Origin of the sequence: Paenibacillus sp. M2 (assembly GCF_046713495.1) — a bacterium.
Taxonomy (GTDB): domain Bacteria; phylum Bacillota; class Bacilli; order Paenibacillales; family Paenibacillaceae; genus Paenibacillus; species Paenibacillus amylolyticus_B.
Genome location: NZ_CP169648.1, coordinates 4,656,148 through 4,672,788, shown reverse-complemented (window position 1 = coordinate 4,672,788; position 16,641 = coordinate 4,656,148). Strand labels below are relative to the sequence as shown.

The following is a 16,641-nucleotide window of genomic DNA, read 5'->3' as shown; positions in this document are numbered from 1 at the left end:
AAATGCAACTAGTAGAAATGAAAAACGAGTATAACCAAGCAAAAATGGATTACGGGAATGTAAATAGCAAAACAGCAAAAAAAGGTATTAGCGAAGAAATGTACAAGTTAAAGCATAAGATTGAAGAGGAAGAGCGAAGATTAAACAGTAAACTTAAAACAGTATATATTCAGGGTATTCAATACGAAATCCCAAAGAGTTTCAGCTATGCTCCAGACAATGAGCGGTATACATATGAAGTTAGAGATGGATGTCTTTATCAATTTGAGAAAATGAGAAATGATCCAGACGGAAGCTTCCATTCACATCACTATGTTTGGATTCCTCAAGCAGAAAATAAATACGCTGAATTGTGCGTCAGAGTACTGGGTGGAGATATTTATGGAGAAAGATATTATTTAAGGGTTCATTACTATAAACATCCATCAGATATGACTTCATACTCAACTAAAGATATTAGAACAGACAACTATAACTATAAGCTTTTTTATGATTATGTTCTGGGTAAACTGGGATTCAAGCATAAAAAGGATAGACACGAAACAAACAAATTAGAATGGGTAAAAGAGGAGGAAATTGCGAATGTTTAGCAATGAAGTTATCGTCAAAGGAAATTATGTATCGGGAACAATTAAAAGTAATTCAACCAGTAAAGATCCAGATGGGCATCCATACTTACTACACAGCGGCTTAAATTTGGGCAGCAATAGAGGTACTGTATGGAACAGTGAAAAGTTACGTGAAATAGCTGATGAATTACAGAAAATTGCAATTGAGATTGATAAACATAATAGTGAAACAAATGTTACTTTAGAAGAAGATTTCTCGGGGTGCACTCAGTATACGGGGAAAGTCACACCATCAAGAGGCATTGTTACAGACCACATTATTGGAGGCACTTCAATTGGAGTGATTCTAGATCGACTAAAAGGAAAAGAAATTAAGATATCGGTAATTGAATGAAATACATACTTTACTTAGAAAAGGAGAATGACGATGGGAAACTGGAGAACGATTGAGATTAAAGGTGATGTGTCAATTGAGGAAGCACAGAAAATGAGGAAATACCTTAAAGTCAATAGAAGTACTTACGAGAGTCTTGCAAGTCAAGATGATATATTCTATTTGCAGTTTAGTGACGGAATGTGTGGATTAGGTGAATGGATTAGCAACGATGGCTCTATTAAGAGAATTGGCAATGTATATGAACGTAATTGTGAAGTCGAAGATCTTTTAAGTGAAACAGCAACACTTGCGCATAATTTTCCAACTTTAAATATTCTAATTAATATTGGGGATGACTATGAAAGTCCCAACTGTGTCGGGAGTATTATTGTAAAAAATGGGTCATCGGTTTTATTTGATCCCATTGTTAAAGAGTTGGATACAATACCCGATGAACAAATTGCACTCAACATGCTGAATATGTTAATGAAATGAACAATTCATAGGAAAGGAGGTGAGGATATGGATAGAAATCTTATGCTTAGATTTATTAATTTAGGAACAGGAGCAACAGCACTTTGGGGAATTACTCTTATCATTGGATATGTGTTTGCTTCAGATCAAGAAATGATTGTCCGAACATCAATTTTCACACTTATTAATGCAATATTGTTTTATATGACAAGACGAGACATTAAAGAGACGAAATAAAACAAAAAAGGATTGAATGAATATTATAGAAATTGTACATAACTATTTGAACATTGCGGGTGGTATGGCGGGCTCAATGGCTCTGCTGTACTTACCGATTCGTCTAATTAGTTTCATGAATAAAACAAGATTCTCACATAAAGCATACTATTATGTTGTATTGAGCACATTTATTTTGGTTTCAGTGCTGCAACGCTTCGATATTATATAGGAAGGAGGTTAAGTAAATATGGTCGACTTCGCATATCTCAACTCTCCTGAAGGAAAAGAAGAGATGAACAGAAGACGTGAGGAGCGAAGAGAACAGGAAGAGTTTGAGCTTAAAACAGTTTCATTCACAGGGCATCGTCCCAATAAACTGGGAAATTGCTACAGCCTCACAGATAGCCAATCCAAATACATAAAGAGTAAGCTTGAACCAGTGCTAATCCAACTGATTGAGAACGAAGGAATTGAAAATTTTGTCTCTGGTGGTGCAATTGGATTTGATCAAATAGCATTCTGGACTGTTCGGGGATTGAAGAAAATAAATTATCCAGATATTCGCAACATAGTGGCTGTACCATTCAAAAATCAAGCAATTAAATGGACTGATCGCGAAACTCAACACTGGTACAAAAAGATGATTGATATTGCTGATGAAGTTGTTTATGTAGATGAGTTGCCAGAATATAAAATCGAAGGTGTACCTATTGGTGACTATCATGTAGCAAAGATGCAGAAACGTAACGAGTACATGGTAGATAAAAGTAGAATCATTGTATCAACATGGGATGGCACAAAAGGTGGTACAGGTAATTGCTGTAGGTATATAAGAAAAGTAGGCAAGACATTATACAACCTAAAACCACAGTATGACTTTGAATTAGATATTGCATATGGAGTTAATGGATAAAGGAGTTGCAAAATGAAGAGTAGAATTTGTGTTTTACTATTAGTTATATCAATGGTGATGCTTACAGGTTGTGAGAAGGACAGGAAGACAGTTTTCAATCAGACATACATAGAAACAGTCAGCACACAAAAGGGAGACATTATGATATTTAAAAACTTAGATGGGTATAAATATGGTTGGATTCTAGATCCATCTGATTCGTTTAATATAGTTAAAAACAAAACTTATGATATTGAAGTATCACTAGAGACAATTACAACTTATGGAGGATTTATCAAAGGAGTTTTGGATAAATAATCCTATAAAGGACAAGTTTTAACAAGAAAAAGGGTGGAGAAATCCACCCTATAGTTTTACCATTCTATCGTAAGCAAGGTCATACCAATAAACTGCTCCAGTATTCATATCAACGTAATACCATCCGTATGTCGCTATATGATCTGGAAAGTCTTCAAATACACGAATTACATATTTACCCTCGCTTTCTCCATCTTCCATCATACTTAAACTGTATTTATCCACATCTTTCTTAATTTTTTTGTACACTAGATCAAAAGCATCGTCCAAGCTCACTTTCTCCTTTGGCTGCTTGCCAATATAAAGATTGTCCCCCTTTAACGAAACCTTCTCGCCAATGGCATTACTCATACTTCTAACTGGTACATATGTAGTGTTTTTGTACGTTATTGCATCAGTTGTGGACTTCTTAGTTCCATCTACATAGAGACTGACTTTCTGGATTACTGCTTTAATCGGTGTGGTAGTGGCTGCAAATGCTGTTGCCCCTGTAATTGTTGATCCGATCAGAATACCAATGACCAAACCCTTTAACTTGTCCTTCATTGTAATTCTCCTCTGTTATGTGAAATAGATTGCTTATTGTAGTATACAACTTAAATATCTATATGAACTACAAAAATTTCCTGTTGCATAAAGAACGTCTGTTCGGTGTATAATACATATACAAACAAACGTTCTTATTTGATTATGGGAGTGATAATAATGACGAAGAAAGAACGGACAATTATGCTAATTGACATGCAGTCGTTTTACGCCAGTGTGGAAAAGGCTAAAATGCCTCAATACAAAAACAAACCATTGGCAGTTGCAGGAGATCCAGCAAGACGTTCAGGAATTATACTTGCTACATGTCCTCTAGCTAAAGCAAAAGGCGTGTCAACCGCTGAACCATTATGGCAGTCACTTCAAAAGTGTCCTGAGTTGATCATTGTGAGACCACATATGCAAGAATATATAGAGGTTTCGACTCAAATTATGAGTATAATTGAGGAATTTACTGACTTAGTGGAGCCCTATAGCATAGATGAGCTATTTTGTGATGTGACAGGCTCTCTACACCTATTTGGTAATGACCCGATTGACTTGGCAAAACAGATCCAAGACAAAATATTGAATGAAACTGGGGTCTATGCGAGAGCAGGTATATCCACCAATAAGGTGATGAGTAAACTTTGTTGTGATATGATCGCAAAGAAAATTGATGGTGGAATATTCTTTCTTAGAAAAGATGAACTGCATGATCATATAGGTGATAAGCCAATTCGTGATATGTGGGGTATTGGATCAAGAATGGAAAAACACTTGTGGAAAATGGGGATTCGAACAATAAGACAGCTTGCGAATACACCTCTGTCCAAATTGAGAAGTAAGTGGGGTGTTAATGGTGAGGTTATTTGGAGAGTGGCAAATGGACTTGATGACTCTCCTGTAACCATAAATACCCATAGTGTGCAAAAGGATATAGGCAATGGCATGACGCTCCCTAGAGACTATACAGAACAGTGGGAAATTGACGTTGTAATACAAGATATTTGTACTGAAGTGTGCAGACGTGCTCGTAAAAAAGGATTAATGGGTAGCGTAGTAACTATGAGCTTATCTGGGGCAGACTTTGATCATCCAACTGGATTCAGCAGACAGGTCAAATTGCCAGATCCCACTAATATCACAGTAGATGTTTGTAAGATAGCTAAACAGATCTTTCGGCAACATTGGGACGGTCAGCCTGTGAGACGAGTTGGGATATCATTATCCAATCTTTCCAATGCTGAGACGTATCAATTATCATTATTTGATGATCAGGAACAAAAACGTGCGATTGACAAGGTGATGGATGACATTAAGGATCGCTATGGAGATATTGCCATACTTCGTGCAAGCTCAATCACATCTGCTGGTCAGGCCATAGACAGATCAAATAAAATTGGAGGTCACTATAAATGAGAAAAAAACTGGAGGCAAATGGATTGTGGGAATCAAGTCGTATGATGTTGCCACAACATAAAGAAAGAATCATTGAACATCGCTCACGAGACAATGATCAGATTAGACCTCTTCTTCACGAGGACGAATGGGAAGTTATTTATCAGAACATAGGAATATCATACAAATATACTGAAGAAGCGAATTTTGAGATTTTTGAATTAAATTCAAAACGAGTTGTGAGCGGAATTGTTTCGAAGGTTAATGAGTTAGGGAAGAAGGTTAGAATCGAATGGGAAAATGGACACGAATGGATTGATATAAAAAGCTTAGTTGCAGTGCGATTATCGGGAGGGGGATTAGAGTAATGAAACAAAGTGCTGAAGAGTTGGAATTAGTGAAAAAATATGCTGAGATGCCATTACTGTTAGACGTAATAGAGGAAGACAAGAAAAGAATAAGTGAGAGCAACGTCATATTAAAAAGAGAGTTGAGTTTTTATTTAAGTGCACTACAAGACAGGGTGACCGCTGACATATACGATCTGAAGAAGGCATTAAGAGAGCATGACATTAAAATTATCGAACAAAAAAGAACTGAAGACAATTTGTTTATTTCTTACTCAATTCGCGGATATCAACATAAGATGAACCCACTGATGAGTAGGGTTAGAACAGATGTATTAGTGATGTTAGCGGACTACATGAGAATAGATTTAACTAAGACATGAGTAGATCGTTGTGCTTGACTTTTAAGAGTAAATATAATAATATTAACAGTATAATAAAGAGTGATTGTTTGAAGGTAAATAATGCAATCTGTCGAATAATAATACTATAAAAAATTCACACCGGGAGATGATTTTGTGTCATATTTAGAGCCAAATCTTCAGCAAGCACTTCTATTCACCCAAGAGAATGAAGGTGTATTGAGAGCTGTGAGATCCGAAAGAATGAATGAGTTTAGAGAGTTGGAAAGAGTAGGCTATATTGAGCTAGATCAAAAGGCTACAGGAATGGCTATAGTTTACATAACAGACCTTGGACGTGAATATCTTGAGAGCCAGTAAAATTAGTCTTTCACAGAGAAAGGAATAAAAAAACTATGAGTGTGCCTCATGAACTAGGTAGGATGATTTATTTAGACGAAAATCATCCGAATCATTTTCATTTAACTGAAATCATTAAAAACCTGATTGAGCTACTTCCACTCAACATTGACAATGAAGTCATTGATGGATTCATTTATGAGGCAAATGAAAATGGGGAAGTATTCTCTAAGGGTAAAGCAAAGGATTGTTTAGAAGACTATTTTAATAAATGAAATGAAAGAGTAGTTTCAATAACAATATATGAGGAGTGAGTATTATGAAAAAAGTTATGAGGAACGATGGTCTTTTTTATGGAGTGTCAGATGAGAACGGTAAATTCTATGTTAACCTTTACAATAAAGATGGTGTTGAAGTAGATGGATTCTCTTCCCCCTTTACTTCTGAAGATGATGCATTTAATGCTGCGCTTATTGCAGAGAGAGCATTTGCTGAAGGACAGAAAGATGTATTCGAAAGACAGTAAAACGAATCTTTTACTCAGTTTCTGAAAGGATGATCGTTGTGCATATTAAAATCAAGAAATCTAGCAGTGATTCATATTGGTATGCCAATAAGATAGATCAACAATTTGAAGTTTCTGGTGTTGAGGAAGATATCTATAGAGTCAAAAACTATAGTATGAGTGAAGTTGGGATCAGATGGGACATTGCTCCAGTGCTAAAAGTAGATGCTGAAGAGATGGTCTCGAAATCATATCCTGAAACAAGAAAAGCTAAACCATGGCAAGTCAAAGAGTTTAAAGCTGATAATGCAAAGAAATTAGCAGAACGTTCAGGTTTTAATACTAAACAGGAAATAAATAAATATGAGAAGTTAAATTCTGATGCAGAGGTTATCAATAAATTTCTTGATAAAATGTGAGTTTGACTAAGAAAGGGGAAAAGAAAATGAATCACAATCTTGAACTGATTACAGAATTGAAAAATTCGCTTCCATCCAAGAGGATGCTACAGGTTGTCAGTGCGGCTATTGTGGATGTTGGGGATACTACATTCATATTAAAAAATAGAGGCCCTGAGTATATTCTATTGAAATATGCCGATTTTACATACTACAACGAAAATCATGGCTCTGATCTTCATTATGATTATGATGAGATTGCAAGAAAGAATGTTAGATTTGACTTGAGCTTATTTGGAGAAAGAGGGAAAAGAGCAGTAGACATCTGGCAAGATCATAAAAATTTTGAACAATATCTGTTTCAAGACTAAACGAAATATGACTTTCTTAGAGAAAGGGATTGAGAATTTTGAAGGCGACTACAGTAGTTAAAAACTTCTTATTTGATAATACAAACTTTAATGAAAAGAAGTCGTTTCATGATAGAATCATGGAATTAGCAGAAGCATACGAAACAATTCCAGAAGACGTATATGAAGCTTTTGAAGAGCTTACGGAGTACGAAATGTGGGAGATCATTAGAAAGATGGCAGTCGAAGGCAAGAAAAGAACATCAATTCAGTAAGGTATTTGTAGAAGGAGTGAACAAAATAGGTGATCTTTATTACTGGAGACATACATGGAACCATCAGCGCGAACAAACGACTTAATACAAAGAATTTCTCCCAACAGAAACAACTAACCAAGAATGACTATGTCGTCATTGCTGGTGACTTTGGACTGATATGGGATGGAAGCAGAGAGGATCAGTACTGGCTCAAGTGGTTAGACAAGACTAAACCCTTCACAACGTTGTTTATTGATGGTAATCATGAGAACTTCGATTTACTTGAAGAGTATCCGGTGGAGATTTGGAATGGCGGCAAGGTACATAGAATTAACGACAGCGTTATTCACTTGATGCGTGGTCAAGTGTTTGAGATTGAGGGTAAAAAGTTCTTTACGTTTGGTGGAGCTGCTTCACACGACAAAGAGTATCGCAAGGAAGGAAAGTCATGGTGGAGTCGTGAGATGCCATCTCAAGAAGAATACGAAGAAGGATTAAAGAACTTAGAGAAACATGACTGGAAAGTTGACTACATACTTACGCATACGTGTTCAACAACAGCATTGGAGTATATCGAGCAGCGTTGCACTATCCGTATGGAACGGGACGAGATGCATCCATACTTTTATGGTATTGAACAAAAGGTAGAGTATAAGCAATGGTATTTTGGTCATTTTCATCATGACTTTGAATTACCAAATAAGCAGAGGTTGTTGTATACAGATATTATTAAGATTTAATCAAACAAATATTTTACATAGAACAGGAGAATGTACATGCAAAGTTTTAAAATTTACGCTGGCCTTGGTGGTGGTTTCGGTGGCGCAAATTATGAATGCACTGAACAATTCAACAATGAAGGGGAGGCTGAGAAGTTCGCATGGAGTAAAGCATGTGAACATTATGAGAGTTATGCTGGATCAAATGGATTGCGAAGCATCGAAGATATTACAGAGGAAGAAGAGGTAGGTGAGGAAGAGGCTGAAGAAATCTATAATGAGGAACGAGAAAATTGGCTAGACTACTATGTTAAGTTGGACGATGGCGTTTCTGAATAACATCTGATGAAAGTACATTTCTTGGAGAGTGAGGTGCAAGATGAGTAAAGCAAAGTCGGTAGGGCTCATTGTTTTAGCTGGATTGATCACTATTGAGGGTTTACTTTACATATTTGGTGCAGACTTGTTTCGATTGAATGAGCGCTTCTTAGAAGAGTTGGAGCAAGAAATATATATGGGATCTGTGTACCCTTCTGACACATTTGAATCACAAATGCTGAAAGTGATGGCATTGACATTTGTGGTTGGTATTTTGATTGTATTGGCGCTACCAAAAGACAAAAAACAGTAAGAATCAATATGAAATTTTCCTTTTATAAAGAAATGGAGGCTATATGGGAGACTCGCGAATTGTTAGGAACAAAAAAGGTAAACAGGTTAAGACAGTGTCGGAAAGTTTTAATATTGAAGGTGGACAACTGACAAATACAAATATTTTTGAATATGACAGTATCAAAGAAGCCTCAGAGAGAATTTCAAAGAGACTGAGAATTAGCGTGTCTCCAAGTGAGATTAAAATAGATAAGAGTTTCTCAAATGAGTTCAGAACGATAGTAATCAAGGAAACAATTGTAGCCATGGGCTGATTGAATTTTTTAACTTAGAAATGGGTGAATTACATTAAAGTCGGATTGTACTATTCAGATATAAATAATCGAGAGATATATAAAGTACAACATTTTACTAGGACACTTTATGATTTATGTAACATAAACGGAGAGTTGTTGACCATAGAGAAACCCACAGCATTTAGATATGCTTATGAAAGAGTAACCTCAAAAAAGAAGATTCAGAAATTTGAAAGTTCTCTTTTAGAAATCTTACACTATAAACGAAGATACATCGACTCAATAACACTCATCGACAATGAAGTGTCTTATGTGAACGCTGAGATTAAACTGACAAGTGTAGCCAAAATTATAGAGCGTAAAGTTTTAAGTGAATGGATTAAAACTCCTCCTGAGGAATTGAGAAAAGATGATGTATTCAGGATAGTTGATGAAGGATTGATATTTAGTGACTATAGGGGGCAAGAAGAATTCACAGCATACAGCGATTCCTATATTGATCCAAACTATAAAGATCGAATGCTGATTGATTACATATACAAAGAATATGATATATGAAGAATTGAAATGAAATCTTTCTTTTACATAGAAATGGGGGAATAATTAGATGCAGATTCCTGAAAGTATACCCGAGCACTTGACAGTGATGCCCTCCAACGCTAATACTGCTATCAAGATGAAAAGGGAAGAGTCTATCGTGAGGTTGTCAAAGATATTGTCAGATGAATTTAGCAGAGTACATGAATTGTGTAAGCATCTTACAATCGGTCAGATTAGACGTATCAACGAACTATTGTTGACAGGAAAATATGACTTAAAACAAGCAATGGATGAGGTGAAAGATGTTCTCATCTAAAGAGTCAAATAATTTGATGATCGATTATTATCACACAGACATTAAGAAGTTGAATCCAATTGAGCTAATGGGCTTATATTTACTAGGTGATGTAACTTTAAATAAACTAGCTGAACTATTTGAAGTTACAGCAGACGATGCAAGAAAATTAGTCAATAGGGTATGTAGCGACATAGAGGCAACAGCTAAAGTTGATAGGTCAGTTCCAGATATAGACAATCTATAAGATAGGGTGGTCAGATTAATGGATAATGAAAAGATTGACTATTATATTAAGAGTTTATTTGGGGAAGGTATTGTTAAAAAAGCATACAGTGACAACCTGAATGAATATCTAGAAAATCATGATCTTATCTATGAAGAAGAAATTAATCTTACCAAAATTAAAATTACAGTGGAATTAGTGAATGGTACTGTTTTAAAGATTGATCGGGACAGTATCTACAAGACTACGTAAAAGTTTACTTTCACAGGAAAGAGAAGGGGTGAAAATATGGATGTTGTAGATTTCAAAAGAAAAGCTAAATCAAAATATCATAGTGTAAAAGTTAAATTCAAAAAGATAAAAGAATATAATTTAGCAACGATTCCCGATCTTAGTCTCGTGCTGGAAAATGAACATCAAAGCGAAGATATTTATGTTTATCATGTTCATGAATTCACAGGAGACCGTATGTCTTGGGGAAAACTTCAAATTATTGAGGCTTAGTCTCAATAAAAAGTAAGTGAAAGGTTGATATCATAAAGAAATGAGGACAAAACATGAAAAATCAAAATCTTAAACGATGGACAGAAATTAAGAAATCGCTTAACTATGCCTCTGAAGTTGAAAAGGGGATGATTTCTTTGTCTGCTAAAATGGTTGTGGCTATACTGAACAAACAAAAAGAGGAAGGGATCAGTAATGCTGATCTTGCTATGAAGGCTCAGGTTAGCGAGAAAACCATTATTGATTTAACAGAGGATGACAATGTTCCAAGTATCGAAGCGTTGATTAAATTGTTGTTGGCATTGGACTTGAATCTGAAGATCGTTAATTAACGCAAAAATAATACTTGAAGAATAAAAATATGTATGATACTATAAAATTAAGGAGGGGTAATTATCAAACTTATTAAATACATAGATAGGCACTGGAAGTATCAAGAACGCAATAATGCTGATATGCGATTGTTGTCACGTAAAACTAAAAAAGCACTGAAGAAGTACTGGGATATACAACTGGAACTTTTTAAGGATTCAGAAGACTACCTTCTCTCAATCCTTCCAGATTGCAAATGGTGCAACGGTAGTGGAATTGAACGAGCAAGTATGTGGGATACGGGATATGATTGTCCAGACTGTTATGGCACTGGAAGATATGGTTGGCAATATGATAAAAATCGTAAGATGGTCATGATGAAAGAGTCTGTCAAACCAAGCAATAATGCGAAAAGATTAAAACGTAGAGGCTTACTGAAGCGCAAGCAAGTTGAATGATGCTGTGAAAAAACGTTTTGGGAGATGCTCTAGGTAAAAGTACAGTTTCATCAAGATATTGACCTAGTAAATTGGAGATATCGAGAGCATGGATGAGCATAAAGGAGGTGATTGTGAGTGATTTATGATGTTGCTAAAGGTCAGAAGTTTAAACATTACAAAGGTGGTACATATCAATTTGTATGCTTTGCCACACACTGAACAGCAAGTAGGCTTGACTGTTTACATGGATGATAACAATCAAGTATGGGCCAGACCAGTAGATATGTTTTTTGGGTACACAGATGATGGAACAAAGCGATTTGTAGAAATTAATGAATGGGAAGAAAATGAATAAACAAAGATTGGATTGATTGTAAGTGGAAGTAGAGTTTAAAACAGTAGACGATATATTAAAACACTATAATAATAAAAATAAAGAAAAAAAGGATTCAGAAGTTATGGAGCAAAGTGAGTAAGTGTAGTATATAAAACAATACATATATTACCGATGAAACTACATAATCCCGTTTGATATACTTAAATGGGTGATAAATATGTTTACTGCTCCAATGCTGCTATACAAAGCACAAGCACCAAACAACTTGCCATTCAATAGTGATTTGCATATAACAGAGCTTAAACTCGATGGCATACGTCTTATCATCGATTATAGGGATAAGGTAAAAATCTATACAAGACACAACAACGATGTTACAGCCAAGTTTCCTGAGTTGGTTGAAAGCATACCAATACAAAAAGGGACAACGCTTGATGGTGAGTTGATTGTAACTGACTCAGATGGTAAGCCGAACTTTGAATTTGTCATGGAACGATTCATGTCAAAGAAGAGTAAACACAAAGTTACATTCTGTGCGTTTGATATCATTAACTTTGAAGGTAAAAGTGTGACTTCCAAACCTCTTATAGAGCGCAAAGAAATACTGTCCAAAGCCTTCATAGACAATGAATACTATGCGAAGTCGATCTATATAAGAGGAAATGGAATTGAGTACTTCAACCTCGCCAAGCAGCAAAAACTTGAAGGGGTAGTTTTGAAGGATATAAATTCAAGGTATGAAATCGATAAACGTTCTGATAAATGGCTGAAGGTAATTGCGTATGAGGTAGGCGAATACTACATTGCTGGATACAAGAAAAATGAATTTGGGTGGCTCTTGTCTGATGGTAAACGAGTAGTAGGAGTAATGAGCTTAGCTGTCGGGACAAACGAGAGAAAAGCGGGATATAGAGTATTCCAGCAACTTAGGAAAAGCGAAACTGAGGATACGGTTTACATTGATCCTGTGATCAAGTGTGTAGTTAAACACCGGGGATACACTAAAAACAATTTGCTCAGACTGCCTGAGTTCGAGAGTTTTGTATTTTAAGGAGGTGATTAAACTGGCTAGACCAGTTAAGTGTCCTATATGCACTCAGTATGGACAGAAGGAAGACATGAAATATGAAGAAGATAAGAGATATTATCACTTAGAGTATTGCCATGAGAGGTATTTGAAAGAGAAGTCATTCAAAGCAAAAGAAAGATTAGAAATGGATCGGTTGGCAAACACAATAGCGAGAATTCATAAATTAAAGACTGTTAATACAATACCGAATACCTTCTATCCATATATTCAAGAACTAAGGAATGATTCTGTGTTGTTTGGTAGGGTCAATAAGCGCTACAAGCAAGGTGTAACCTATCAGACAATAGAAAATACATATACATATTGCTCAGAGAAGATTGAGTGGGCAAAGGGAAACAAAGAATTTAAGAATTTAATGAGTGAACTTAAGTACTGCTTTGCTATCGTCAAGAACAACATTGAGAACTGTTTGAGAGACGAAAGCAAATCATCGAAACAAAAAGCAGAAACAGAAATATTAATGAATCATGTAGATTCCATGAGAGTTGTAAATAAAGCTATAAACAGCGCTCAGAATAGAAAAGTAATTGAAAGTAAAGATACATTAGACATTACTACATTGTTTGATTAATTAAGGCGGTGATATTATTTCGGAAGAAGTCTCAAAGATTGAGGATTTAGCAACTGAGATGCTCATAGTTGGCAGCATGTATTCAAATCCTGATTTGCTACTAGATTATAGTGAGCTAATAAAATCTAGCTATGATTTTAATCAGCCCTCTAATAAGTTTCTGTATGACTCGCTTATGGATCTTTACAGTCAACATGCAGGGACAGAAATAAATGAAGTGAAGATAAATATTTACATGAACTCAGATCCAGATCGCAAAGCTAAATATGACTATCTAAAAGGATATAGATGCATTGACAGAATTATGAAGCTTGTAGATTTAGATGATTTCACTGTTTATTATGAAAAACTTAAAAAGTATTCTCTATTGAGAGAATTAGAAAGAAAAGGTTTCCCTGTGCAAAAGCTAATGGGAAGAAAAGACTTTGATAAGATTGGCACTGAAGATATCATTAAGGGAATGGAATACCAGATCAACACCATTGGCACTATTATAGGTGGAGTTGAAGATAGTATTATACTGGGACACAATATGACCGATAAAATTGAGGAATGGAAACTAACTCCTGATGTAGGCGTTCCAGTTCCATTCGAGATTATTAACGGGCTGATTAGGGGGCTTCGAGGGAAGAAGTTTAACCTTTTTGGAATGCACAGCGGATGTGGTAAAAGTAGAACTACAAGCAAGATCGCCTGTTACTTAGGAATCAAGCTACAGATTCCAGTGTTAGTACTTGTCAATGAACAAGATGAGGCCGAATGGTTGGGGATGCAAATTAGTTGTGTGCTCAACAATCCTGAGTTTGGATTTGATGTCCAAATGAAACGTAGAGGGATTGACGGTATCGATGAAACAAAGATCGTAACAGGTACTTTAAGTGCCGATGAAGAGGCAATTGTTAAAGAAGCAGCAAAATACATAGAAGCAAACAGTAAGATATACTTTTTGGAGTTGAATAAGTATGACGAAAACACTCTAAAAAGACAGATCAAACGTCATAAACTGAGAAATTGTCAGTTGATTATTTATGACACGATGAAAGCACCAGATCATGATTGGATGACTTTCGTGAGAACTGCCGATATGTTAAAAGAGGTAGCAAGCACTGAGGATATTCCTGTTTGGTCAACCTTTCAATTGACAGATGATAGTTTGTTTAATGATATGCTTACGAGCCAAGCCATTGCTAACGGGAAACACATCAAACACGTTGCAGACTCACTTATGATGGCTAAGCCAATTTCACGAGACCAGTATGATAAGTTCGTGATATATAATCCAAATGACCCGTTTATTGGAGAGTCTACGACACAGTTAGAAATGCACATAAATTATTATATGGTGGTAATTGATAAGAACCGTGGCGGCAAAGATAAAGATATCTTGTGCTTTGAAGTAGATAAAGGTAAGAATTTATGGATTGAGAAAGGATACTTAGTTCCATCGCAAGGAGAGAAAGAGCTCAAGCAACTCAAGAAAGAGAATAAGAAGCTTAAGACTGAAAAAGAAGTTGCTAATTTACGTAAGGCATTAAACAAAGAGTAATACGAGAGGTGATATAAAATTGATGCCCAAACTTTAAAGCAAAACATAATACGAGATAATAAAGTTGCTGATATTTTAATCTCTCTCGGGTGCCATATCAACGATAGAATGTCAGACCATACTGAAATACGTTCAACTAGGCCGGGAGGAGACAATCCAACAAGTCTGCAAGTATTTAGAGATAGCTTGTTGGTGAATTGTTACAGTAACCCATTACCAAAGTCAGCAGACATAATAACTCTTGTGCAGCACTATAAAGATATTTCATTCTCAAAAGCAATGTATTATATCTGCGATGTATGTGGATACAGCTATTACTCAGACTATAAGAATGTGAAAGAAGAGACAAATCCTATTCTCTCCTTTCTTGATTCAATTGAGCCTAAAACGGAAATTAAAGATAAAGTTCCTCTTCGAAAGATTGACGAATCAGTCTTGAATATGTACATATCAATGCCAAATTGGAAGTTCTTAGAGGAGGGGATATCATGCGAAGCACAAAAACTATTTGAAGTAGGTTACTCTCTTAATGACAACTGTATAACCATACCTATTAGGGACGATCTTGGCTCTCTAGTAGGAGTAAAGGGAAGGACAACTCTTGATTACGAGAAGTTGAAAATCTCAAAGTATTGGTATCCTGTACCTACTCCCAAAAGCCTAATCTTATATGGATTAGATAAGACATATGAGCACATTAAGTCTACAGGACGTGTCTATGTATTTGAGGCTGAGAAAAGTGTCCAGAAGGCGTGGAGCTGTGGAGTTAAAAACAGTGTCAGTATAGGTGGACACGAACTTAGTGAAACTCAAGTTCTTAAGTTGGAACGTTTGGGGGTAGAAATTGTACTAGCATTTGATAACAATGTAACTAGCGATGAGATAAAAGCTGAAGCTAGGAAGTTTGTATTGAGAGATAATATATACTGTTTATTTGCTTTAAAAAATACAGGAGTTATGGGGGAGAAAGATGCCCCGATAGACCATGGGATCGATTTTTTTATGAAAATGATACAAGAAGACAAATACAAAATAAGAGTTTAATTAGGAGATGTTTAATGTTTACTGTAAAACAATTAGAGGAACTTAGTTATTTTTCTTGGTGGGATTTGAGTTGTCCACCTTTAAAAGTACTTTATGATGACTGGAAAGAGGTTAATGGTCTGAGTGATGAAGTCATCGATAAGATGATGGACGTTTTAATGGAACAATAAGCAGATAAAATATAGTTTTCATTCAAAACATTTAAAGAATAAAAATACATATTGACATTATGATATAAAAGAATATAATAAAAGTATCAGATCGAAAGGGATGGTTGAATGTATGAGCAGAGGTTGGACGAATCTGATTTTAGACTCACTATAAATGAGGAGGAAGCCACCCATGTTAAAATACTAGCGTGTCTGAGGAATGTGCCAGTTACAATGGGGGGAATGTACAAGCTGTACACTATGAAGTACGATGATTGCGCAGCAGTTGAAGAAGAAATATACATATTAGACGATAATGGAAATGAGAACTTTTCATTTTGGATCTGCTGCAAAAAGGAATTTTACAAGGTGCAAAACACACAAAATAATAAGGTGGTTACAAAGTGAAAAGCTATTCGCCAATTAAAGCCATGCATGAGGCAGACGTTGTGTTTTCTAAAGTAGACGACAATATCTATAAAATAAGAAAAGATCGAGGGAAAGTTTATAATAGTGCAAAATTTGTAGCGGCTGTCGGTGTAATTTCTATGCTTAATAACAATAAAGCTAAGGTTGCTGTTTTAAACCGAGAAGAACGCCGAGTTCTATGCGCAAACTTTGAGTGAAA

General features: G+C 35.6%; 34 protein-coding genes. 33 read left to right on the top strand and 1 reads right to left on the bottom strand.

Annotation, left to right across the window (positions count from 1 at the left end; genetic code table 11):
* Nucleotides 1-2: 2 nt before the first annotated feature.
* From ACETMN_RS21430 to ACETMN_RS21405, 6 genes are all read left to right on the top strand, one after another.
* Nucleotides 3-590 (top strand): hypothetical protein, encoded by a 588-nt coding sequence (locus ACETMN_RS21430; protein ID WP_091014467.1) that lies wholly within the window; start codon nucleotides 3-5, stop codon nucleotides 588-590.
* Nucleotides 583-963, top strand: a complete 381-nt coding sequence (locus ACETMN_RS21425) for a hypothetical protein (RefSeq protein ID WP_091014468.1) — start codon at nucleotides 583-585, stop codon at nucleotides 961-963. Before ACETMN_RS21430 ends, ACETMN_RS21425 begins: the two co-directional genes overlap by 8 nt.
* 33 nt (nucleotides 964-996) lie before the next feature.
* Nucleotides 997-1,440, top strand: coding sequence for a hypothetical protein (locus ACETMN_RS21420; protein ID WP_091014470.1), 444 nt, complete (start codon nucleotides 997-999; stop codon nucleotides 1,438-1,440).
* A gap of 27 nt (nucleotides 1,441-1,467) precedes the next feature.
* Nucleotides 1,468-1,656: a hypothetical protein gene (locus ACETMN_RS21415; RefSeq protein WP_411735100.1), complete on the top strand. Its 189-nt coding sequence runs from the start codon at nucleotides 1,468-1,470 to the stop codon at nucleotides 1,654-1,656.
* A 229-nt stretch (nucleotides 1,657-1,885) separates the two neighbouring features.
* Complete coding sequence (locus ACETMN_RS21410; RefSeq protein WP_411735099.1) at nucleotides 1,886-2,551, top strand: SLOG family protein; 666 nt, start codon at nucleotides 1,886-1,888, stop codon at nucleotides 2,549-2,551.
* A 12-nt stretch (nucleotides 2,552-2,563) separates the two neighbouring features.
* Entirely contained in the window at nucleotides 2,564-2,848 is a 285-nt protein-coding gene (locus ACETMN_RS21405; protein ID WP_411735098.1) for a hypothetical protein, read from the top strand.
* 48 nt (nucleotides 2,849-2,896) lie between these two features.
* Here ACETMN_RS21405 and ACETMN_RS21400 read toward each other — a convergent pair whose 3' ends face one another.
* Entirely contained in the window at nucleotides 2,897-3,394 is a 498-nt protein-coding gene (locus ACETMN_RS21400; protein WP_411735097.1) for a hypothetical protein, read from the bottom strand.
* Between the two features lie 159 nt (nucleotides 3,395-3,553).
* Between ACETMN_RS21400 and ACETMN_RS21395 the strand changes: the two genes are divergently transcribed.
* The 27 genes from ACETMN_RS21395 to ACETMN_RS21265 all read left to right on the top strand — a co-directional run bounded on the left by ACETMN_RS21395 (nucleotide 3,554) and on the right by ACETMN_RS21265 (nucleotide 16,639).
* The gene (locus tag ACETMN_RS21395; RefSeq protein ID WP_411735096.1) at nucleotides 3,554-4,795 is read left to right on the top strand and encodes a DNA polymerase IV; all 1,242 of its coding nucleotides are present in this window, start codon (nucleotides 3,554-3,556) and stop codon (nucleotides 4,793-4,795) included.
* Nucleotides 4,792-5,142: a YolD-like family protein gene (locus tag ACETMN_RS21390; protein WP_411735095.1), complete on the top strand. Its 351-nt coding sequence runs from the start codon at nucleotides 4,792-4,794 to the stop codon at nucleotides 5,140-5,142. Before ACETMN_RS21395 ends, ACETMN_RS21390 begins: the two co-directional genes overlap by 4 nt.
* Entirely contained in the window at nucleotides 5,142-5,504 is a 363-nt protein-coding gene (locus ACETMN_RS21385) for a hypothetical protein (protein ID WP_411735094.1), read from the top strand. Before ACETMN_RS21390 ends, ACETMN_RS21385 begins: the two co-directional genes overlap by 1 nt.
* Nucleotides 5,505-5,639: 135 nt before the next feature.
* Nucleotides 5,640-5,843 (top strand): hypothetical protein, encoded by a 204-nt coding sequence (locus ACETMN_RS21380; protein WP_411735093.1) that lies wholly within the window; start codon nucleotides 5,640-5,642, stop codon nucleotides 5,841-5,843.
* Nucleotides 5,844-5,878: 35 nt separating this feature from the next.
* Nucleotides 5,879-6,097, top strand: a complete 219-nt coding sequence (locus tag ACETMN_RS21375; protein WP_091020619.1) for a hypothetical protein — start codon at nucleotides 5,879-5,881, stop codon at nucleotides 6,095-6,097.
* Nucleotides 6,098-6,141: 44 nt separating this feature from the next.
* Nucleotides 6,142-6,348, top strand: a complete 207-nt coding sequence (locus ACETMN_RS21370; protein WP_091020621.1) for a hypothetical protein — start codon at nucleotides 6,142-6,144, stop codon at nucleotides 6,346-6,348.
* 38 nt (nucleotides 6,349-6,386) lie between these two features.
* Complete coding sequence (locus ACETMN_RS21365; RefSeq protein WP_091020623.1) at nucleotides 6,387-6,746, top strand: hypothetical protein; 360 nt, start codon at nucleotides 6,387-6,389, stop codon at nucleotides 6,744-6,746.
* A gap of 26 nt (nucleotides 6,747-6,772) precedes the next feature.
* Nucleotides 6,773-7,096: a hypothetical protein gene (locus tag ACETMN_RS21360; protein WP_091020624.1), complete on the top strand. Its 324-nt coding sequence runs from the start codon at nucleotides 6,773-6,775 to the stop codon at nucleotides 7,094-7,096.
* A 38-nt stretch (nucleotides 7,097-7,134) separates the two neighbouring features.
* Nucleotides 7,135-7,350: a hypothetical protein gene (locus ACETMN_RS21355; RefSeq protein ID WP_256975400.1), complete on the top strand. Its 216-nt coding sequence runs from the start codon at nucleotides 7,135-7,137 to the stop codon at nucleotides 7,348-7,350.
* Between the two features lie 29 nt (nucleotides 7,351-7,379).
* Nucleotides 7,380-8,072 carry a metallophosphoesterase gene (locus tag ACETMN_RS21350; protein WP_091020626.1) on the top strand — a complete coding sequence of 231 codons (693 nt, stop codon included), beginning with the start codon at nucleotides 7,380-7,382 and terminating at the stop codon, nucleotides 8,070-8,072.
* A 36-nt stretch (nucleotides 8,073-8,108) separates the two neighbouring features.
* A complete protein-coding gene (locus ACETMN_RS21345) occupies nucleotides 8,109-8,390 on the top strand; it encodes a hypothetical protein (RefSeq protein ID WP_091020628.1) in 282 nt (93 codons plus the stop codon).
* 40 nt (nucleotides 8,391-8,430) lie between these two features.
* Nucleotides 8,431-8,682 (top strand): hypothetical protein, encoded by a 252-nt coding sequence (locus ACETMN_RS21340; protein ID WP_091020630.1) that lies wholly within the window; start codon nucleotides 8,431-8,433, stop codon nucleotides 8,680-8,682.
* A 319-nt stretch (nucleotides 8,683-9,001) separates the two neighbouring features.
* Nucleotides 9,002-9,517: a hypothetical protein gene (locus ACETMN_RS21335; protein WP_411735092.1), complete on the top strand. Its 516-nt coding sequence runs from the start codon at nucleotides 9,002-9,004 to the stop codon at nucleotides 9,515-9,517.
* A 49-nt stretch (nucleotides 9,518-9,566) separates the two neighbouring features.
* Nucleotides 9,567-9,815: a hypothetical protein gene (locus tag ACETMN_RS21330; RefSeq protein ID WP_091020635.1), complete on the top strand. Its 249-nt coding sequence runs from the start codon at nucleotides 9,567-9,569 to the stop codon at nucleotides 9,813-9,815.
* Nucleotides 9,816-9,831: 16 nt separating this feature from the next.
* Complete coding sequence (locus ACETMN_RS21325; RefSeq protein WP_411735091.1) at nucleotides 9,832-10,041, top strand: hypothetical protein; 210 nt, start codon at nucleotides 9,832-9,834, stop codon at nucleotides 10,039-10,041.
* Between the two features lie 18 nt (nucleotides 10,042-10,059).
* Nucleotides 10,060-10,272, top strand: coding sequence for a hypothetical protein (locus tag ACETMN_RS21320; protein ID WP_091020638.1), 213 nt, complete (start codon nucleotides 10,060-10,062; stop codon nucleotides 10,270-10,272).
* 36 nt (nucleotides 10,273-10,308) lie between these two features.
* The gene (locus ACETMN_RS21315; RefSeq protein WP_091020640.1) at nucleotides 10,309-10,524 is read left to right on the top strand and encodes a hypothetical protein; all 216 of its coding nucleotides are present in this window, start codon (nucleotides 10,309-10,311) and stop codon (nucleotides 10,522-10,524) included.
* A 53-nt stretch (nucleotides 10,525-10,577) separates the two neighbouring features.
* Nucleotides 10,578-10,856: a helix-turn-helix domain-containing protein gene (locus tag ACETMN_RS21310; RefSeq protein ID WP_091020642.1), complete on the top strand. Its 279-nt coding sequence runs from the start codon at nucleotides 10,578-10,580 to the stop codon at nucleotides 10,854-10,856.
* Between the two features lie 123 nt (nucleotides 10,857-10,979).
* Nucleotides 10,980-11,294: a hypothetical protein gene (locus ACETMN_RS21305; protein ID WP_091020644.1), complete on the top strand. Its 315-nt coding sequence runs from the start codon at nucleotides 10,980-10,982 to the stop codon at nucleotides 11,292-11,294.
* A gap of 124 nt (nucleotides 11,295-11,418) precedes the next feature.
* Nucleotides 11,419-11,631, top strand: a complete 213-nt coding sequence (locus tag ACETMN_RS21300; RefSeq protein WP_091020646.1) for a DUF1653 domain-containing protein — start codon at nucleotides 11,419-11,421, stop codon at nucleotides 11,629-11,631.
* Nucleotides 11,632-11,830: 199 nt separating this feature from the next.
* Nucleotides 11,831-12,664 (top strand): RNA ligase family protein, encoded by an 834-nt coding sequence (locus ACETMN_RS21295; RefSeq protein WP_091020648.1) that lies wholly within the window; start codon nucleotides 11,831-11,833, stop codon nucleotides 12,662-12,664.
* Nucleotides 12,665-12,731: 67 nt separating this feature from the next.
* Nucleotides 12,732-13,274, top strand: a complete 543-nt coding sequence (locus ACETMN_RS21290; RefSeq protein ID WP_143786591.1) for a hypothetical protein — start codon at nucleotides 12,732-12,734, stop codon at nucleotides 13,272-13,274.
* 58 nt (nucleotides 13,275-13,332) lie between these two features.
* Complete coding sequence (locus ACETMN_RS21285) at nucleotides 13,333-14,820, top strand: DnaB-like helicase C-terminal domain-containing protein (RefSeq protein WP_091020652.1); 1,488 nt, start codon at nucleotides 13,333-13,335, stop codon at nucleotides 14,818-14,820.
* A gap of 333 nt (nucleotides 14,821-15,153) precedes the next feature.
* Nucleotides 15,154-15,864 (top strand): hypothetical protein, encoded by a 711-nt coding sequence (locus tag ACETMN_RS21280; RefSeq protein ID WP_411735090.1) that lies wholly within the window; start codon nucleotides 15,154-15,156, stop codon nucleotides 15,862-15,864.
* A 14-nt stretch (nucleotides 15,865-15,878) separates the two neighbouring features.
* Complete coding sequence (locus ACETMN_RS21275) at nucleotides 15,879-16,034, top strand: hypothetical protein (RefSeq protein ID WP_179198684.1); 156 nt, start codon at nucleotides 15,879-15,881, stop codon at nucleotides 16,032-16,034.
* Nucleotides 16,035-16,157: 123 nt separating this feature from the next.
* Nucleotides 16,158-16,421, top strand: coding sequence for a hypothetical protein (locus ACETMN_RS21270; protein ID WP_143786593.1), 264 nt, complete (start codon nucleotides 16,158-16,160; stop codon nucleotides 16,419-16,421).
* Nucleotides 16,418-16,639, top strand: coding sequence for a hypothetical protein (locus ACETMN_RS21265; RefSeq protein ID WP_091020657.1), 222 nt, complete (start codon nucleotides 16,418-16,420; stop codon nucleotides 16,637-16,639). Before ACETMN_RS21270 ends, ACETMN_RS21265 begins: the two co-directional genes overlap by 4 nt.
* Nucleotides 16,640-16,641 lie beyond the last annotated feature (2 nt).

What these genes read in the sequence shown, in the direction of transcription:
- ACETMN_RS21405 (WP_411735098.1), top strand. Translation starts at nt 2,564, where the DNA reads ATGAAGAGTAGAATTTGTGTTTTACTATTAGTTATATCAATGGTGATG.
- ACETMN_RS21415 (WP_411735100.1), top strand. Translation starts at nt 1,468, where the DNA reads ATGGATAGAAATCTTATGCTTAGATTTATTAATTTAGGAACAGGAGCA.
- ACETMN_RS21300 (WP_091020646.1), top strand. Translation starts at nt 11,419, where the DNA reads ATGATGTTGCTAAAGGTCAGAAGTTTAAACATTACAAAGGTGGTACAT.
- ACETMN_RS21340 (WP_091020630.1), top strand. Translation starts at nt 8,431, where the DNA reads ATGAGTAAAGCAAAGTCGGTAGGGCTCATTGTTTTAGCTGGATTGATC.
- ACETMN_RS21310 (WP_091020642.1), top strand. Translation starts at nt 10,578, where the DNA reads ATGAAAAATCAAAATCTTAAACGATGGACAGAAATTAAGAAATCGCTT.
- ACETMN_RS21360 (WP_091020624.1), top strand. Translation starts at nt 6,773, where the DNA reads ATGAATCACAATCTTGAACTGATTACAGAATTGAAAAATTCGCTTCCA.
- ACETMN_RS21275 (WP_179198684.1), top strand. Translation starts at nt 15,879, where the DNA reads ATGTTTACTGTAAAACAATTAGAGGAACTTAGTTATTTTTCTTGGTGG.
- ACETMN_RS21330 (WP_091020635.1), top strand. Translation starts at nt 9,567, where the DNA reads ATGCAGATTCCTGAAAGTATACCCGAGCACTTGACAGTGATGCCCTCC.
- ACETMN_RS21390 (WP_411735095.1), top strand. Translation starts at nt 4,792, where the DNA reads ATGAGAAAAAAACTGGAGGCAAATGGATTGTGGGAATCAAGTCGTATG.
- ACETMN_RS21315 (WP_091020640.1), top strand. Translation starts at nt 10,309, where the DNA reads ATGGATGTTGTAGATTTCAAAAGAAAAGCTAAATCAAAATATCATAGT.
- ACETMN_RS21345 (WP_091020628.1), top strand. Translation starts at nt 8,109, where the DNA reads ATGCAAAGTTTTAAAATTTACGCTGGCCTTGGTGGTGGTTTCGGTGGC.
- ACETMN_RS21305 (WP_091020644.1), top strand. Translation starts at nt 10,980, where the DNA reads ATGCGATTGTTGTCACGTAAAACTAAAAAAGCACTGAAGAAGTACTGG.
- ACETMN_RS21375 (WP_091020619.1), top strand. Translation starts at nt 5,879, where the DNA reads ATGAGTGTGCCTCATGAACTAGGTAGGATGATTTATTTAGACGAAAAT.
- ACETMN_RS21295 (WP_091020648.1), top strand. Translation starts at nt 11,831, where the DNA reads ATGTTTACTGCTCCAATGCTGCTATACAAAGCACAAGCACCAAACAAC.
- ACETMN_RS21420 (WP_091014470.1), top strand. Translation starts at nt 997, where the DNA reads ATGGGAAACTGGAGAACGATTGAGATTAAAGGTGATGTGTCAATTGAG.
- ACETMN_RS21370 (WP_091020621.1), top strand. Translation starts at nt 6,142, where the DNA reads ATGAAAAAAGTTATGAGGAACGATGGTCTTTTTTATGGAGTGTCAGAT.
- ACETMN_RS21400 (WP_411735097.1), bottom strand. Translation starts at nt 3,394, where the DNA reads ATGAAGGACAAGTTAAAGGGTTTGGTCATTGGTATTCTGATCGGATCA.
- ACETMN_RS21290 (WP_143786591.1), top strand. Translation starts at nt 12,732, where the DNA reads ATGAAATATGAAGAAGATAAGAGATATTATCACTTAGAGTATTGCCAT.
- ACETMN_RS21410 (WP_411735099.1), top strand. Translation starts at nt 1,886, where the DNA reads ATGGTCGACTTCGCATATCTCAACTCTCCTGAAGGAAAAGAAGAGATG.
- ACETMN_RS21425 (WP_091014468.1), top strand. Translation starts at nt 583, where the DNA reads ATGTTTAGCAATGAAGTTATCGTCAAAGGAAATTATGTATCGGGAACA.
- ACETMN_RS21395 (WP_411735096.1), top strand. Translation starts at nt 3,554, where the DNA reads ATGACGAAGAAAGAACGGACAATTATGCTAATTGACATGCAGTCGTTT.
- ACETMN_RS21285 (WP_091020652.1), top strand. Translation starts at nt 13,333, where the DNA reads ATGCTCATAGTTGGCAGCATGTATTCAAATCCTGATTTGCTACTAGAT.
- ACETMN_RS21385 (WP_411735094.1), top strand. Translation starts at nt 5,142, where the DNA reads ATGAAACAAAGTGCTGAAGAGTTGGAATTAGTGAAAAAATATGCTGAG.
- ACETMN_RS21320 (WP_091020638.1), top strand. Translation starts at nt 10,060, where the DNA reads ATGGATAATGAAAAGATTGACTATTATATTAAGAGTTTATTTGGGGAA.
- ACETMN_RS21430 (WP_091014467.1), top strand. Translation starts at nt 3, where the DNA reads ATGCAACTAGTAGAAATGAAAAACGAGTATAACCAAGCAAAAATGGAT.
- ACETMN_RS21325 (WP_411735091.1), top strand. Translation starts at nt 9,832, where the DNA reads ATGATCGATTATTATCACACAGACATTAAGAAGTTGAATCCAATTGAG.